The following is a 17227-nucleotide window of genomic DNA, read 5'->3' as shown; positions in this document are numbered from 1 at the left end:
CATTAAGTTAAACTAAATATACAAATTCCTTTAGTTATCCCTGATTATGAAATACACTAACTGTTAGCAAAAATGACCAAGAGTTAGGAAAAATGAGCCAATATCGCCAACAGGATAATTTACTCGGCCAATCTGATAGCTTTTTAGCTGTACTTGATCAGGTATCGCAGTTAGCTAATTTAGATAAGCCAGTGCTTATTATTGGCGAGCGAGGAACCGGTAAAGAGCTTATAGCCGCCCGTTTACACTTTTTATCAAAGCGTTGGGATCAAAACTACGTAAAGCTTAACTGTGCAGCCCTTAACGAAAACCTCCTCGAAAGCGAATTATTTGGTCATGAAAGTGGGGCTTTTACCGGAGCAAGTAAACGTCACGAAGGTCGCTTTGAGCGCGCTAACAGCGGTACCTTATTTTTAGATGAGCTGGCTAATACATCGGCCATGGTACAAGAAAAGCTTCTGCGCGTTATAGAATACGGTGAATTTGAGCGGGTTGGTGGTAAACACACCGTAAAGGTAGATACTCGTTTAGTGTGTGCCACCAACGAAGATTTACCCCACCTTGCTGAACAGGGCGAATTTAGAAGTGACTTACTTGACCGCTTAGCCTTTGATGTAATTACCCTGCCACCACTGCGCGAACGTCAAGACGATATTATGCTACTCGCTGAGCAATTTGCCATGAATATGGCACGCGATTTAGAGTGGGAGTTATTTAGTGGCTTTACCCGCAGCGCCACCGAAACCCTGCTAAATTACGATTGGCCGGGTAATATACGCGAGCTTAAAAATGTAGTTGAGCGAAGTTTGTATCGTCATGGTAATGAACATATTCCCGTTCACCAGATTATTTTAGACCCATTTGAAAGCCGTTTTAGACCCAAAGCTCGCATTAAAGCTGCTATTGCAACACCGGTTGCCCCGGCTGAGCCTACAACACTAGCCACACCTGTTAGCGAGCTTAGTAACGAGCTTAGCGCCCCAATTGAATTTCCGTGTAGCTTAAAAGAGCGCTCTAACGAATTTGAAATTAATATGATTAATAAAGCCCTTGAGCATAGCCAATTTAATCAAAAGAAAACTGCAGAAGTACTCGGTTTAACGTATCATCAATTACGTGGTTATCTTAAAAAATACAATTTATTAGAAGATAAATAGTTAGAGGTTATGCGAGTGCATAAAATACTACTTGTTTTACTAGCCAGCACCTTAACAGGCTGCTTTGATAGTAAAGAAGAAATTATAGAAGAGAAAAACCAAGGCCTCGTTTATTGCGCCGAAGCGAACCCTGTGTCGTTTAATCCGCAAGTAACAACCACTGGCTCAACTATTGATATTATTGCTAATCAGTTATTTGACCGTTTAATTAGTATTGACCCCGTTACTGCAGATTTTAAAAGTGAGCTGGCAACCGATTGGAAAATTAGCAACGATGGAAAGTCGGTTACCTTTACGCTGCGTAAAGGCGTAAAATTTCATTCTACCTCGTACTTTACCCCTACTCGCGATTTTAATGCTGATGATGTTATTTTTACCTTTAGCCGATTATTTGACGTGTACAACCCGTACCATTTTGTAGGCGATGCAAACTACCCGTATTTTCAAAGTGTGGGGCTCGATCAGCTTATTCGTAAAATTGTGCGCGTGTCTGACTATCAAGTGCGCTTTGAGCTATTTCACCCAGAAAGCAGTTTTTTAACGAACATGGCCACCGACTTTGCCGTGGTGCTGTCGCAAGAATACGCAATGCAATTAAAAGCGCGAGATCAAACTAATTTATTCGATCAGTACCCTATTGGCACAGGCCCCTACATTTATAAAGAGTACAGACGCGATCACTTAGTGCGCTTTTACCGCAACCCACTTTATTGGAAGCACGATGTTGCCCTTGAACAGCTGGTTTACGACATTACGACAAACGGCACTACGCGCATAGCAAAAATGCTCACTAAAGAGTGCGATGTAACCGCCCACCCAAGTAGCGCACAACTGAGTATTTTAGCGCAACGAGACGATATAAACGTTGAAAAAGAAACCAATTTAAATATTGGTTATTGGGCCTTTAATACTGAGCGCGCCCCTTTTGATGACATTAGAGTACGCAGAGCCCTTGCGCATGCAATTGATATAGACAAAATAATGCAAGCCGTTTATTACGGTAATGGTATACGCGCGCAATCTATTTTACCGCCGACCTCGTGGGGCTTTGAACCACAAGAAAACATGCCTATGTTTGACCCAGAGCTGGCTAAAAAACTGCTCATAGAAGCGGGGTTACCGAATGGCTTTGATATGACCATTTGGGCAATGCCAGTGAGCCGAATTTATAACCCTAATGCCCGTAAAATGGCTGAGCTGATGCAGAGCGATTTACGCAAAATAGGTGTTAATGTGAGTATTGTTGAGTACGAGTGGAATACTTTTATTCAGCGTATAGGTGAGCACCGCCATGATAGCGTATTACTCGGCTGGGCTGCCGATACCCCCGATCCAGATAACTTTTTTAGCCCATTGCTAAGCTGCACCGCCACTTTTAGCGGTAAAAACCCAGCCAATTGGTGTAACCCGCAGTTTGACTTATTGCTTACCCAAGCGCTCGACACCACCGATTTAAGCTTACGCAAACAGTATTACGATCAGGTTCAAGCGCTCATTATTGATCAGCTTCCGTTAGTGCCTATTGCTCATGGTATGCGTTTTCAAGCAAATAGTGCCGATGTAGAAGGGATAACCCTTGGCCCATTTGGGGCGATTTCACTCGCAAATGCGAGGAAAAAATAATGATACTAGATTATATATTACGCCGCCTTGGCTTGTTTTTGTTCATGATTTTAATGCTAAGCATATTTACCTTTTCGCTTAGCTACTTGTTCCCAGGGGATCCGCTTAGCAACCTAAGTGGTATTCCTAGCGGTAATTTTTCTCAGCACAGTGAGCTTGAAGATAAATACATGTATGACAGCAACTACGTTATGCAGTATTTAGCGTTTTTAGGGCGTATATTTCAAGGTGACTGGGGCGTGTCGTTTGCCTCGGGAGATAACGTTTTTCAGCACATTTTAGATTTAATTCCAGCAACTTTAGAGCTGTGTGTTTATGCGCTTATTGTATCGGTTGTGGTAGGCGTACCAGCGGGCATTTTGGCCTCAGCATATACACGCCGTTGGCCAGATAAATTAATTAGCTCTACCACCATGATTGGTTACTCTATTCCGGTTTTTTGGTTAGCGCTGTTACTTATTATGATTTTTTCGCTCAAACTGGGCTGGTTTCCTATGTCGGGTAGAATGGGATTACTATTTGAAATACCGCCTAATACCGGGTTTATATTAATCGATATTATGCTCGCAGGCTTCCCCTACAAAGGTGAAGCATTTATAGATGCACTGCATCACTTAACACTGCCAACCATAGTACTGGCCATGTTTCCTACCACTGTTTTAGTGCGCTTTACCCGCGACTCTATGCTTAAAGTAATGGATCAAAGCTTTATAAAAACGGCCAGGGCAAAAGGCCTTAATCGCCGCCAATTAATTATGCATCATGCGCTGCGCAATGCGCTATTGCCGGTAATAAAACAAATAGGACTGCAATTTAGTACGCTTATTACGCTTGCCATGATAACCGAAGTTATTTTTTCTTGGCCGGGTATTGGCCGTTGGCTAATCGATAGTATTTACCAACGAGACTACCCTGCTATTCAAGGCGGTTTAATGGCGGTGTCTATGTTTGTTATTATTGCCACTATTGTTGCCGAGCTTACATATACTCTGTTCGACCCAATTTCGCGGAATCAGGCACATGGTAAAGTTTAAATTATTTTCTGAAGAGTCGAATAAATCGCCGCTGGCGCGTTTTTGGCGCAAATTTAAAAACAATCACCCCGCCTTGGTGGGATTATGGATTTTTATGGCGTTTGCGCTATTGGCCGCCAGTGCGCCCTTTTTAGCGCCGTATGGAGTTAACCAGCAACATAGCGATGCTTTACTTATACCGCCATCATGGCGAGAAATGGGTGATGTGCGCTTTATTTTGGGCACCGATGATTTAGGACGCGATGTACTCTCGCGCTTAATGAATGGCGCAACCTACACGTTTGGCTTATCGGTGGTGGCTGCATTTATTACCACCATTATTGGTGTGCTTGTTGGCACTTTTGCCGGCATTAGCCGCGGCCTTCGTTCAAGCTTTTTAAATCACTTGCTTGATATCACGCTCTCTATTCCGTCTTTGCTATTGGCGATTATTATTATTGCAGTGCTTGGGCCGGGCTTAATGAATACAGTGTGGGCCATTATACTGGCGTTATTACCGCAATTTATTCACTCTATTCGTAATTTAATTGTTGATGAGCTAAGTAAAGACTACATTACCGCTTTTAAGCTTGATGGTGCCTCTAACTGGCATATTTTGTCGCGGGGTATTTTTCCTAATATTTATGAGCACATTGTGGTTATTTTTACCACCGCGCTTTCTACTGCTATTTTAGATATTGCTGCCTTAGGCTTTTTAAAACTTGGTGCACAGCCCCCTACAACCGAATGGGGCGCCATACTGGCTGAGAATTTAGGCCTTATATATTTAGCACCTTGGACCGTTGCGCTACCGGGTGTATTATTATTTTTAGCGGTTTTGTCTACCAATTTAGTAGGTGATGGCCTACGAAAAGTGCTTAAAGCACGTAAGGCTGATTAAATGCAATTACTCGACGTTAGAAATTTAACCATAGAGCTGCGTACCTCTGAAACGGTGATTCGCGCTGTAGACAGAGTCAGCTTTAGCCTAAAAGAAGGCGAAGTACATGGCTTGGTGGGTGAGTCGGGCTCAGGTAAAAGCTTAATAGCCAAAGCCATTGTTGGGGTACTTAACGAACGCTGGCATATAACAGCCGATAGAATGCATTGGCGCGGTGTTGATTTAATGCGCTTAACCCCAGAGCAACGAAGAAAAACAGTCAGCCAAGACATTGCGATGATTTACCAAGACCCTAGCCGCTGCCTTGACCCAACCGCTAAAATATTTGACCAAATAGCCGAAACACTGCCTGAAACATCCACTAAAGGCTTTTTTTTAAAGCGCAATAGAGAACGTAAAGACCGCGTAAAAGCACTTATCCATAAAGTGGGTATTAAAAACCACGATGCTGTGCTTGATAGTTACCCGCACGAGCTCTCAGAAGGCGTGTGCCAAAAGGTCATGATTGCCATGGCCATAGCGCGCACTCCTAAGCTACTAATTGCTGATGAGCCGACTACAGCGCTTGAAAGCACCACCCGTGCACAGGTATTTAGGTTGCTAAAAAGCTTAAATCAATTAAAAAATATGTCTATTTTGATGATTTCTCATGAGCTTGAAGAAATAGCCGACTGGTCGCACGGTATTCATGTTTTATATTGTGGGCAAATGGTTGAAGCCGGCCCTACACAACGTATTTTTCGCCAGCCTCGCCACCCTTACACGCAAGCGTTATTAAAAAGCTTACCCAATTATGAGCAAGGCTTAGCACACAAAGAACCCTTTTATGCACTTAAAGGCACTATCCCTACTTTGCAACATTTACCTATAGGTTGTCGATTAGGCCCACGCTGCCCTCAAGCACAAAAAGAATGTGTAATTACCCCTGCACTTACTAAGCACCATGGGCACAGCTATGCGTGTCATTTTCCGCTTATTAAGGAGATGAAGTAATGCAACCGGTATTAAAAGTACAAGCGCTTTGTAAAACCTTTAACATACGTGCCGGTTTATTTAGCCGCAAAAAATTTGAGGTACTAAAAAATATCTCTTTTTGTGTGGGCAAAGGCGAAACAATCGCAGTAATCGGTGAAACCGGTGCGGGTAAAAGTACACTCGCTAAATTACTCGCAGGGGCCGATAGCGCTGACAGTGGGCAAATTTTATTAGAAAGTAACATTATTGAAGATGACGGCGTGCGCGATGATCAATGTCGACATATCCGCATGATATTCCAAGACTCCGCTGCCTCGCTCAACCCAGGTCTCACCATAGGTGATATGCTAGATGATTGCTTGCAGTATAATACCGATTCAGACCAACTAGCTCGCCAAGAAAAAATAGATGCCACGCTTTCTAAAGTGGGACTGCTAATCGATCATCAACATTATTACCCTCACATGTTTAGTGTAGGCCAATTGCAGCGTGTAGCGTTGGCGCGGGCGCTCATTTTAGACCCTAAAGTGGTGGTGCTTGATGAAGCGCTATCGGCTTTAGATCCCTCCGTCCGTGCGCAAACAGTTAACTTATTACTTAAGCTGCAAAAAGAAACCGGTTTAACTTATGTACTCATTACGCACCATTTAAGTTTAGTGCGCCATATCAGCGATCAGCTAGTGGTGCTTGAAAAAGGTGAGGTAGTAGAATATGGGCGTACCGAAGAGGTGTTTCAAAATCCGCAATCAAAAGTAACACAGCGCCTAATTTGCTGTTAATACAAAGCTTATATTTATAAGCAATACTGCCTAATCATTTTACTAAGCACATTGAAGTTATAAAAAAGGCGCGTTACTTATAAAGTAACGCGCCTTTTTTTAATGTATCGCGATTATTTTGCTGCTTGCTCTACCACAGGTAGATTTAGCTCAGCTTTAGCCTTTAAAGACTCAATAAACGCTAAGTAGTTTTTGTTAGCTTGCGCCATAGTAATGTTTTGCTGTACTTGCGGGTCGATATTTGCGGTTACTTGCGCATCGCTTACCGATTTAAGTGCAACAATTGCCGCATCACCGTTGTTTAAATCAACCACGTCTGTGCTTGGTGTATCATTAGGACGAGGCATTTTAAACGCTTGCGTTACAATAGCAGGCGAAACCGTATAGCTTTGACGCGTTAAGCTCGCTTCTTCACGTACCGTTAGGTTTTGCTCACTCGCCACATCGCTTAGCGTTTTACCCGCTTGAACTTGTGCAAATAACTCACGTGCTTTTTCTTTAGCAAGTGTTGATGCTTTTTCATTAACTAAACGTGTTTTGATTTGCTCACTCACTTGCGCAAGCGGTTTAGTTGCAGATGGCTCGTATTTATTTACACGTACTACAATAACGTGCTCATCACCTAGCTCAATCACTTCTGAGTTTACTTTATCTTCAAGTAATTCTACTGAGAACAACTGAGAAATTACCGCAGGTGTATTAAGTGGCTCTGGCAATGCATTACGTGCAACAAGTGGCGTGGTTTTAACTTCAACGTCTGCCACTTCTGCAGCATCGTCTAAACGGTCAGAAATCTCAAATGCTAAGGCACCCATTTCTGTTTGCTTTTCGTAAAACGCATCTACTTTTTCAGTTTGCTCAAGCTCTGCACGTAAGTCGGCTTTTACGTCGTCATACGCTTTTACTTGCTCTGGCTGTAAGTCAGTAAGTTTAATGATGTGATAACCAAACTCTGATGCTACAACTTCTGAAATATCGCCTTTGTTTTGAAGCGCAAATGCAGCATCTTCAAAAGCTGGGTCCATTACATCGCGCTCAATCCACTCTAGGTCGCCGCCCATTTCGCCACTCACAACATCATCAGATGATGACTCTGCAAGCTGTGCAAAATCAGCACCTTGCTCTAACTGCTCATGTAATGCGTTGGCTTTTTCAAGCGCGGCATCATCATCTTCGCTGTTATCAATTAAAATGTGCGATACACGGCGTTTTTCAGGCTCGATGTATTGTGCTTTATTTTGCTCATAATACGCTTTTACGTCGTCTTCTGTTACCGACTCTACGGTGATATCTTGTGCTTTAAGCTCAATGTAATCAACCGATACACGCTCTGGCGATAAAAATTGTGATGCGTTTAGCTCGTAGTAATCAGCAATTTCTTGCTCAGATACGTCTACGTTTGCTTGTAACGCTTCTTTGCTTAACACAAGGTAGTCTATGCTACGCGTTTGCTGCTGCAGGGCTGCAGCGCGTTTAAGCTCGTTTTCAAGTGCAAACTCAGTACCAGCAACCGCAGACACTAATTGGCTGCGTGTCATGTCTTTACGTAAGTACTCACGAAAAGCATCTGGTTGAAAGTTCATTTGACGAATTACTTGTAGGTAACGGTCGTTATTAAATTTTTCACCAATTTGAAAGTAAGGTAGTTCTAAAATTGTTTTACGTACGCTGTCGTCGCTTACGCGAAGGCCTAAATCTGCCGCTAATTGTGATTGCAATTCTTGTTGTACTAAGCGGTCAATTACACCTTGACGAATTTGCGCCATGTAATTTGGATCTGCACTGATTTGTGCAAAGTATTCGCCAAATTGTTGCTCTAAACGGCTACGTTCGTTTTGATAAGCACGATTAAATTCGGTTTGGCTAATTTTAATTCCATTTACTTCAGCAACGGGTTGTTCTGGGGTTTGACCTAAGTAACTACCGATCCCTGCTAAGGCAAAAGATAAAATCACCGCGCCTAAAATTATTTTGGCTACAGGACCCTGTGAGCCCTCTCTGATTTTCTCAAGCATTTGTTTATCTCTTATTGATCAAGGTATTTTACCTTGTCATATGTAAAAAAAGCGTATCTTACCAGATACGCTTTTTCACTTGAAGTAACTGGCGGTGAAGTTACTTAATTCATCGATTAGGATAATTAAGTTTATATACACTCGCCATAACTAATCTGTATTTAAACAGTGATTAGTTTACTGCGTCTTTCAGCGCTTTACCGGCTTTGAAAGAAGGAATATTTGCCGCAGCGATTTGGATAGTTTCACCAGTTTGTGGGTTACGGCCTGAACGAGCAGCACGCTCGCGTACTGAGAAAGTACCAAAACCTACAAGTGCAACTGAATCGCCATCTTTAAGCGCTCCAGATACAGACTCGATGAATGAATCTAGTGCACGACCTGCAGCCGCTTTAGAAATGTCAGCGTCAGCTGCGATTTGATCGATTAATTGAGATTTATTCACAATATCATCCTCTTTCATTGTTATTATCAAGAGCGATTGTTTTTTAAACTAACATCACTTTTTTGAAAATTTTAGAGCAAACTTTTAATGCTCACATGATTATATTTTTCTTAAGCCTAGGCCCCATAAGGGCTAGGCTCGAAAACCAGTGCTTAACTTATCATACCGATTAGATTTGAAAAGCCCTTTAAAGCACTTTTTTTGGGTTTTTTATTGGTTTTTCGGTGTTTCGACTGAAAAACTCTCAACAGGATGCACTAAAGCTAACTTTAATACTTCATCAATCCATGTAACTGGGTGAACATCTAAGCCTGCCAGTACGTTATCTGGGATCTCTTTTAAGTCACGTTCGTTAATTTTAGGAATGATGACTGTTTTAATTCCACCACGGTGTGCAGCAAGTAGTTTCTCTTTTAAACCACCAATAGGCAGTACTTCACCGCGCAGTGTTATTTCACCTGTCATTGCTACATCGGCTTTAACGGGGTTACCTGTTAAGCTCGATACTAAACCCGTCACCATTGCTGCACCGGCACTTGGGCCATCTTTAGGGGTCGCGCCCTCTGGTACATGCACATGAATGTCGCGTTTTTCGTAAAAATCGTTATTAATACGGAACGTATCAGCACGATTACGAACCACCGTCATGGCCGCTTGTATCGACTCTTGCATTACATCGCCCAGTGAGCCTGTGTAGCTTAGTTTGCCTTTACCTGGCACAGCTGCACATTCAATGGTCAGTAAATCGCCGCCTACTTCGGTCCACGCTAAGCCTGTTACCTGACCAATGCGGTCGCCGTCTTCAGCTTTACCGTAGTCGTAGCGCTGTACACCTAAAAACTCTTCTAGGTTATCTTGATTGATAGTGACTGTTTTAGTCTCTTTATCAAGTAAGATATTTTTAACGGCTTTACGACATAGTTTAGATACTTCGCGCTCTAAATTACGTACGCCCGCTTCACGCGTGTAGTAACGAATAATGCCAATAATTGCACTGTCTTCTATTACTAGCTCAGAAGGTTTTAAACCATTGCGTTTAACTTGCTTAGTAATTAAGTGCTCTTTTGCAATGTTTAGCTTTTCATCTTCGGTGTAACCCGATAAGCGAATAACTTCCATTCTGTCCAATAATGGACCAGGAATATTAAAGCTGTTTGATGTTGCTACAAACATTACATCCGATAAATCGTAATCAACTTCTAAGTAGTGATCAGCAAAGTGGCTGTTTTGCTCCGGATCTAGCACCTCTAATAGTGCTGAAGCTGGGTCGCCGCGCATATCTGATGACATTTTGTCGATTTCATCTAACAAGAATAATGGGTTTTTAACGCCCACTTTTGTCATGTTTTGAATCAGCTTACCTGGCATAGAGCCAATGTAAGTACGACGATGACCACGAATTTCAGCTTCGTCACGTACGCCACCTAATGCCATACGAACATATTTACGACCCGTAGAGCGTGCAATAGACTGCCCGAGTGACGTTTTACCTACACCCGGTGGTCCCACTAAACATAAAATAGGCCCTTTGAGCTTATTGGTACGTTGTTGCACCGCGAGGTATTCAATTATGCGTTCTTTAACTTTATCTAAGCCGTGGTGATCGCTATCAAGAATTTTTTGCGCGCCTGCTAAGTCTTTTTTCACTTTAGAGCGTTTTTTCCATGGTACGTTAATTAACGTATCAATGTATGAACGCACTACAGTGGCCTCTGCAGACATTGGCGACATCATTTTAAGCTTATTAAGCTCAGCTGATGCTTTTTCTTTCGCTTCTTCTGGCATACCTGATTCTTCAATACGCTTTTTAAGCGCTTCAAATTCGTCAGGTACATCATCAAGCTCACCAAGTTCTTTTTGAATGGCTTTCATTTGCTCGTTGAGGTAGTACTCGCGCTGAGATTTTTCCATCTGCTTTTTCACGCGGGTACGAATTTTTTTCTCAACTTGCAATAAGTCTATTTCACCTTCCATCAGTGCCATTAAGTATTCTAAGCGCTCTGTAACGCTTGAAATTTCTAACACTTTTTGTTTTTCAGGCACTTTTAAGGGCATATGCGCTGCCATTGTATCGGCAAGGCGTGCTGGCTCATCAATACCTGAAACAGAGGTTAATACCTCAGGTGGAATTTTTTTATTAAGTTTTACATAGCCTTCAAACTGGCTAACAGCGCTGCGGATGAAAATATCTTGCTCTTGCTCATCCACTGAATCAGATTCGATGAACTGAGCATTCGCTACAAAAAACTCAGCGTTATCTACAAATTCTTCAATTTGTGCGCGCTGCGTACCTTCAACTAAAACTTTAACTGTACCGTCTGGTAACTTTAATAACTGAAGTACAGTAGCAATAGTACCGATACGGTAAATATCGTCTTGCTCAGGTTCGTCTATAGTTGCATCTTTTTGTGCAACCAAGAAAATTTGTTTGTCTTTATCCATTGCCGCTTCGAGGCATTTTATTGATTTTTCACGGCCTACAAAAAGCGGGATCACCATGTGCGGATATACCACAACATCGCGCAGTGCTAACACTGGGATTTCGACTCGATCGGTTCTCTCAAGCGTCATTATAGTTTCTCTTCGCACTTCATTTATTTAAAAGATTACTCAAGTATATGGGGATAATCTAATTAAAGTTCAACAATTTTCCCCAACTCGTTCAAATTAATTATAAAAAAAGGAGCCTAAGGCTCCTTTTTTATACAAATAGCTTAAAAACTACTCTGATGCAGCTTTATCTTGATTATTGTTTTCATAAATCAAGATTGGGTCAGATTCACCTTTAATCACGGTTTCATCTATAACCACTTTGCTTACATCATCCATTGATGGCAGCTCATACATAGTATCAAGCAGTACGCCTTCAACAATTGAGCGAAGTCCGCGAGCACCTGTTTTACGCTCCATTGCTTTGTGAGCAATAGCGCTTAGTGCATCATCACGGAACTCTAATTCAACGTCTTCCATACCAAACAATACAGAGAACTGTTTAGTAATGGCGTTTTTAGGTTCACTTAATATTTGTACAAGTGCCGCTTCATCAAGCTCAGTTAATGTAGCAACAACAGGTAAACGACCAATAAACTCAGGAATTAAGCCGTACTTAACTAAATCTTCTGGCTCTACGTCTTTAAATGTTTCGCTTAAAGAGCGGCTCGACGCTGACTCTTTAACGTTAACACCAAAGCCAATTCCGGTATTTTTATGGCTACGCTGTTCGATTACTTTATCTAAGCCTGCAAATGCACCACCACAGATAAATAAAATCTTAGAGGTATCAACCTGTAAAAACTCTTGCTGCGGGTGCTTACGACCACCTTGTGGTGGTACTGAGGCAACCGTGCCTTCAATTAGTTTAAGCAGCGCTTGTTGTACGCCCTCACCCGAAACGTCACGTGTAATAGATGGGTTATCTGATTTACGCGAAATTTTGTCAATTTCATCAATGTAAACAATACCACGTTGCGCTTTTTCTACGTCGTAGTCACATTTTTGTAGCAGTTTTTGAATGATGTTTTCTACATCTTCACCTACATAACCGGCTTCGGTTAGTGTAGTTGCATCTGCCATAGTAAACGGTACATCAAGTAAACGCGCAAGTGTTTCTGCTAGTAATGTTTTACCACTACCTGTAGGGCCAATAAGCAAAATGTTACTTTTACCTAGTTCTACTTCTTGCTTTGTAGATTGGTTGCGTAGGCGCTTGTAGTGATTGTATACCGCTACAGACAATACTTTTTTAGCATGGTCTTGACCAATTACGTAGTCATCTAAGTGATTACGAATTTCTTTTGGCACAGGTAGTTTATCAGACGAATTATGCTTAGGAGCAATGTCTTTGATTTCTTCCCTGATAATATCGTTACACAGCTCTACACATTCATCACAAATGTATACTGAAGGACCTGCAATTAATTTACGCACTTCGTGTTGGCTTTTGCCACAAAAAGAGCAGTATAACAATTTATTACTTTTGTCGCCGTCTGTAGGAGTGTCAGACATTCAGCTACCTCTTTTATACGTTGGCTGCCAAATAAGGTTGGCAACTATTTCAAATTCGCTTTTAACTATACCAAAATTTACTGGTTTTCGCATAGTAACTCAAAGTGGCAAGCAATTATTTGCTTGCCTACACGCTTACTTGCTTTCGCGATTTGTAAACACTGAGTCAACCAGGCCGTAATCTACAGCTTGTGATGCACTCATAAAGTTATCACGGTCAGTATCGCGTGAAATAACATCTAATGGCTGGCCTGTATGCTCTGCCATTAAGCGGTTAAGTTTGTCTTTAATAGACAGAATTTCTTTTGCGTGTATTTCAAAGTCAGATGCTTGACCTTGGAAACCACCTAACGGTTGGTGAATCATTACACGTGAGTTTGGTAAACAAAAACGCTTACCTTTAGCGCCAGCAGTAAGCAAAAATGCGCCCATGCTTGCCGCTTGGCCAACACAAATTGTACTTACATCTGGTTTGATGAAGTTCATAGTATCGTAAATTGCCATACCAGCGGTTACCGAACCACCTGGTGAATTAATATATAAAAAGATATCTTTTTCAGGGTTCTCTGATTCTAAAAATAGCATTTGCGCTAAAATTAGGTTTGCCATGTTGTCTTCAACTTGGCCCGTTAAAAAGATAATTCGCTCTTTTAATAGACGCGAATAAATGTCATACGAGCGCTCACCTTTAGCTGTTTGTTCAACAACCATAGGGACTAATGCATTTAGGGGATCTGTCATACCAGTGTTCATACTTTTTTAATTCCTTATGCGCTTATGCTTTTTCTTACTAAAGGAAGCATAGTTATCATTTTTCGCAAATTATGGGGCACAAACTAAAATGGCCCGGGCACACTGCATAAACAGAGTAACACGAGCCATTTAATCGTTAGCGAGCGCTTAAGTCAATGACTTATTAAGCACCTTGCTGAGGATTCATGATGTCATCAAATGCTTTTTCAACGTCAGACACGTTTGCTTTAGCTAAAATAGCTTCAACAGCTTGCTCTTCCATTGCAACATTACGCATTTGCTGCATAAGTTGATCATTTGCTTTGTAGTATTCTACTACTTCAGTTGGATCTTCGTAAGCAGATGCAACTGTAGCAATTAATGCTTCAACTTTTTCATCATCAACTTTGATATCGTTTGCTTTAATCACTTCACCTAGTAATAGGCCAGTTTTAACGCGAGTTACAGCTTGCTCGTGGAACAATTCAGCTGGAAGCTCAGGCATGTTTTTAGCGTCGCCACCAAAACGTTGAGCTGCTTGCTGACGTAGTGCGTCAACTTCTTGATCAATAAGTGCTTTAGGCACTTCGATTTCGTTGTTTTCTAAAAGACCTTTAATCGCTTGGTCTTTCACGTTAGCTTTAACCGCTTGGTCTAGCTCGCGTGTCATGTTCTTTTTAACTTCTTCTTTAAGCGCGTCTACGCCGCCTTCGGTAACACCGAACTTAGTTGCAAACTCTTCGCTTAATTCAGGTAGCTCTTGTGCTTCAACTTTTTTCACTGTGATAGTGAATTGAGCCGCTTTACCTTTCAGGTTTTCAGCGTGGTAATCTTCAGGGAAAGTTACATCAGCAACTACTTCTTCGCCTGCTTTTTTACCAACGATGTTGTCTTCAAAACCTGGGATCATACGACCTTGGCCAAGCTCAAGTGGGAAGTCTTCAGCTTTGCCGCCTTCAAACTCTTCACCGTCGATAGTACCTACGAAATCAACTGTTACACGGTCGTTTTCGCCAGCAGCTGCGTCAACATCAGCCCAAGAAGCGTGTTGCTTACGAAGTGTTTCTAGCATGTTTGCTAAATCTTCGTCAGTTACTGTTACTGCTGGTTTTTCTACTGCAATTTTGTCTAAACCTTGAACTTCAACTTCAGGGTATACTTCAAACGTTGCTGTAAACTCTAAATCTTTACCTGCTTCAAGTGATTTAGGTGCAAATGATGGTGCGCCAGCAGGGTTAATTTTTTCAGCAACAATTGCTTCAATGTAGTTACGCTGCATTACTTCGCCAGCTACTTCTTGACGAACCGCAGGTCCAAAACGCTTGTTAATTACTGAAACTGGTACTTTACCAGCACGGAAGCCATCGATACGCTGCGTTTTTGACAGTTGTTGTAAGCGTTTTTTTACTTCGGTCTCAACGTTCTCTGCAGGAACGGTGATGGTCAGACGGCGCTCAAGGCCTTGAGTCGTCTCAACAGAAACTTGCATGATTTACCTCAATATTCAATTTTGGCGACTGTTCGCCTTCCTTACAAACAAAGTAATCTTCATGAGTCTTGATAAATTTTAAAGCGATTTTTCACTAAAAAGCATCCGTCACTACCATGAGATCCCATTGCTGCTCTGCCCTTCGGGCACTATGTTAAACAATAGACGCGGCATTATAACCTAATAATTATGATAGTCGAGTGTAGGGGGCAATTATTTGGACTAGTTTAGCTACGATCGAGACCAACTGCGTAAAAAACAGACTAACTGGTTCGTTAAAGCGATATTTTAGTAGGAAGTAAATAGAAGTTATTGTTGAGTGATTACTCGTTTACTTTCTTTAAGGTTAAGAAAGTGGTCGGCGATGCAGGATTTGAACCTGCGACCCCTTGGACCCAAACCAAGTGCGCTACCAAACTGCGCTAATCGCCGATAATAGTGTTGAATACTTAAATGTTGAATTTAAGACCACTTATGAGAAAGTGGTCGGCGATGCAGGATTTGAACCTGCGACCCCTTGGACCCAAACCAAGTGCGCTACCAAACTGCGCTAATCGCCGATACTCGAAGTAAATTGGGGTGACTGATGGGGCTCGAACCCACGACAACCGGAATCACAATCCGGGGCTCTACCAACTGAGCTACAATCACCACGGTATTTACTTTGTTTTCAAATGGCGCACCCGGAAGGATTCGAACCTTCGACCAACGCCTTAGAAGGGCGTTGCTCTATCCAGCTGAGCTACGGGCGCATCGAAAACTTCATAGTTTGCCTGTAAGCTATTCTATTATAAAAATAAAAGAAGTGGTCGGCGATGCAGGATTTGAACCTGCGACCCCTTGGACCCAAACCAAGTGCGCTACCAAACTGCGCTAATCGCCGATGCTTACGATTGCCTGCGAGTGACCTCGTTGACAACGGGGTGCATAATAGTGATTTGCCTGGGAGAGGTCAAACGTTTTTTGCATAAAATAAATCAATCGGTCATTTTTAGTTCATAATGGTTAAATATTGCAAAACTAAGCTGAAATTTAGACGCTTTTTTTGAAAACACCGGTTTATAACCTAAAAGCAACTTGGCGCTTCGGGCCTTTTCTGCGAAAATAGCCTGCATATTAAAAAAGCATTAATAAAATTAATTTTTTGCATACACCCCTCTTTATATGCAGATGCTTTTAAAATATAAGTATCGAAGTTTATTTAACCCCAATTAAAGGTCCCCCATGACGGCAAACATCATTGATGGTAAGGCAATCGCAAAACAAGTACGTAGTGCAGTGGCTGAGCGCGTAAGCGAACGCGTTGCAAACGGTTTACGTGCACCCGGTTTAGCAGTAGTACTGGTAGGGCTTGACCCTGCAAGCCAAGTTTACGTTGGCTCCAAGCGTAAAGCGTGTGAAGAAGTAGGATTTATTTCAAAGTCATTTGATTTACCTGCGCAAACCAGCGAAGAAGAACTACTAGCATTAATTGATGAGCTAAATAACGATGGCGAAGTAGATGGTATTTTGGTGCAACTACCGCTACCTGAAGGCCTAGATGCAGAAAAGATTTTAGAACGTATTACACCACATAAAGATGTAGACGGTTTTCACCCTTACAATATTGGCCGCTTAGCGCAACGTATGCCGGCGCTGCGCCCATGTACACCCAAAGGGATTATTACCTTATTAGATTCAACGGGCGTGCGTTACAAAGGGATGCATGCGGTAGTTGTTGGTGCCTCTAATATTGTTGGCCGCCCTATGTCGCTTGAGTTATTACTTGCCGGTTGTACTACAACGGTATGTCACAAATTTACACAAGACTTAGAAACCCATGTGCGCCGCGCAGACTTATTAGTAGTGGCCGTAGGTAAACCTGAATTTATACCTGGTGAGTGGGTAAAAGAAGGTGCGATTGTGATTGATGTAGGTATTAACCGTTTAGATACAGGCAAGTTAGTGGGCGATGTTCAGTACAGTGTTGCAGAGCAAAAAGCTGATTTTATTACTCCTGTACCGGGTGGCGTTGGCCCAATGACTGTAGCAAGTTTAATTGAAAATACCCTCGAAGCATGTGAAAAATACCACAGTTAATTTAATGCCTTAGC

The 17227-nt window shown here is 42.0% G+C and carries 13 protein-coding genes and 5 tRNA genes; 7 read left to right on the top strand and 11 right to left on the bottom strand.

The window, feature by feature from the left end; all coding sequences use genetic code 11:
- Positions 1 to 92: 92 nt before the first annotated feature.
- Genes pspF through MTF68_RS13280 form a run of 6 tightly spaced genes read left to right on the top strand, consistent with a single transcriptional unit; the run spans position 93 to position 6448 of the window.
- Positions 93 to 1157: a phage shock protein operon transcriptional activator gene (gene pspF / locus MTF68_RS13305; RefSeq protein WP_248462753.1), complete on the top strand. Its 1065-nt coding sequence runs from the start codon at positions 93 to 95 to the stop codon at positions 1155 to 1157.
- A gap of 15 nt (positions 1158 to 1172) precedes the next feature.
- Positions 1173 to 2780, top strand: a complete 1608-nt coding sequence (locus tag MTF68_RS13300; RefSeq protein WP_096739311.1) for an ABC transporter substrate-binding protein — start codon at positions 1173 to 1175, stop codon at positions 2778 to 2780.
- A complete protein-coding gene (locus tag MTF68_RS13295) occupies positions 2780 to 3814 on the top strand; it encodes an ABC transporter permease subunit (RefSeq protein WP_004586903.1) in 1035 nt (344 codons plus the stop codon). Before MTF68_RS13300 ends, MTF68_RS13295 begins: the two co-directional genes overlap by 1 nt.
- A complete protein-coding gene (locus tag MTF68_RS13290; protein WP_004586902.1) occupies positions 3801 to 4694 on the top strand; it encodes an ABC transporter permease subunit in 894 nt (297 codons plus the stop codon). The genes MTF68_RS13295 and MTF68_RS13290 overlap by 14 nt, the downstream gene beginning before the upstream one ends.
- A complete protein-coding gene (locus MTF68_RS13285) occupies positions 4695 to 5687 on the top strand; it encodes an oligopeptide/dipeptide ABC transporter ATP-binding protein (protein ID WP_004586901.1) in 993 nt (330 codons plus the stop codon).
- Positions 5687 to 6448, top strand: a complete 762-nt coding sequence (locus tag MTF68_RS13280) for an ATP-binding cassette domain-containing protein (protein WP_004586900.1) — start codon at positions 5687 to 5689, stop codon at positions 6446 to 6448. Before MTF68_RS13285 ends, MTF68_RS13280 begins: the two co-directional genes overlap by 1 nt.
- Before the next feature lie 113 nt (positions 6449 to 6561).
- Here the strand turns inward: MTF68_RS13280 and MTF68_RS13275 are convergent, their stop codons facing one another.
- The 11 genes from MTF68_RS13275 to MTF68_RS13225 all read right to left on the bottom strand — a co-directional run bounded on the left by MTF68_RS13275 (position 6562) and on the right by MTF68_RS13225 (position 16017).
- Entirely contained in the window at positions 6562 to 8463 is a 1902-nt protein-coding gene (locus tag MTF68_RS13275) for a SurA N-terminal domain-containing protein (RefSeq protein WP_248462752.1), read from the bottom strand.
- Positions 8464 to 8635: 172 nt separating this feature from the next.
- On the bottom strand, positions 8636 to 8935 hold the full coding sequence (locus MTF68_RS13270; protein WP_286247754.1) for an HU family DNA-binding protein: 300 nt from the start codon (positions 8933 to 8935) through the stop codon (positions 8636 to 8638).
- Between the two features lie 183 nt (positions 8936 to 9118).
- Complete coding sequence (gene lon / locus MTF68_RS13265; RefSeq protein ID WP_248462751.1) at positions 9119 to 11479, bottom strand: endopeptidase La; 2361 nt, start codon at positions 11477 to 11479, stop codon at positions 9119 to 9121.
- 150 nt (positions 11480 to 11629) lie between these two features.
- Positions 11630 to 12913: an ATP-dependent protease ATP-binding subunit ClpX gene (clpX, locus tag MTF68_RS13260; protein ID WP_004586896.1), complete on the bottom strand. Its 1284-nt coding sequence runs from the start codon at positions 12911 to 12913 to the stop codon at positions 11630 to 11632.
- A gap of 135 nt (positions 12914 to 13048) precedes the next feature.
- Complete coding sequence (gene clpP / locus MTF68_RS13255) at positions 13049 to 13666, bottom strand: ATP-dependent Clp endopeptidase proteolytic subunit ClpP (RefSeq protein ID WP_024033798.1); 618 nt, start codon at positions 13664 to 13666, stop codon at positions 13049 to 13051.
- Positions 13667 to 13829: 163 nt separating this feature from the next.
- A complete protein-coding gene (tig, locus tag MTF68_RS13250; RefSeq protein ID WP_004586894.1) occupies positions 13830 to 15134 on the bottom strand; it encodes a trigger factor in 1305 nt (434 codons plus the stop codon).
- A 355-nt stretch (positions 15135 to 15489) separates the two neighbouring features.
- A tRNA-Pro gene (locus MTF68_RS13245) sits at positions 15490 to 15566 on the bottom strand.
- 51 nt (positions 15567 to 15617) lie between these two features.
- A tRNA-Pro gene (locus MTF68_RS13240) sits at positions 15618 to 15694 on the bottom strand.
- A gap of 15 nt (positions 15695 to 15709) precedes the next feature.
- Positions 15710 to 15785: transfer RNA gene (locus MTF68_RS13235), tRNA-His, on the bottom strand.
- Between the two features lie 24 nt (positions 15786 to 15809).
- A tRNA-Arg gene (locus MTF68_RS13230) sits at positions 15810 to 15886 on the bottom strand.
- A gap of 54 nt (positions 15887 to 15940) precedes the next feature.
- A tRNA-Pro gene (locus MTF68_RS13225) sits at positions 15941 to 16017 on the bottom strand.
- Positions 16018 to 16358: 341 nt separating this feature from the next.
- Here MTF68_RS13225 and folD point away from each other — a divergent pair.
- Positions 16359 to 17213, top strand: a complete 855-nt coding sequence (folD, locus tag MTF68_RS13220) for a bifunctional methylenetetrahydrofolate dehydrogenase/methenyltetrahydrofolate cyclohydrolase FolD (protein ID WP_029772557.1) — start codon at positions 16359 to 16361, stop codon at positions 17211 to 17213.
- The last annotated feature ends 14 nt before the right edge of the window (positions 17214 to 17227 follow it).

The sequence above is a fragment of the Pseudoalteromonas sp. 2CM37A genome, from assembly GCF_023161885.1.
GTDB lineage: Bacteria > Pseudomonadota > Gammaproteobacteria > Enterobacterales > Alteromonadaceae > Pseudoalteromonas > Pseudoalteromonas atlantica.
This window is presented reverse-complemented; position numbering and strand designations above follow the sequence as displayed.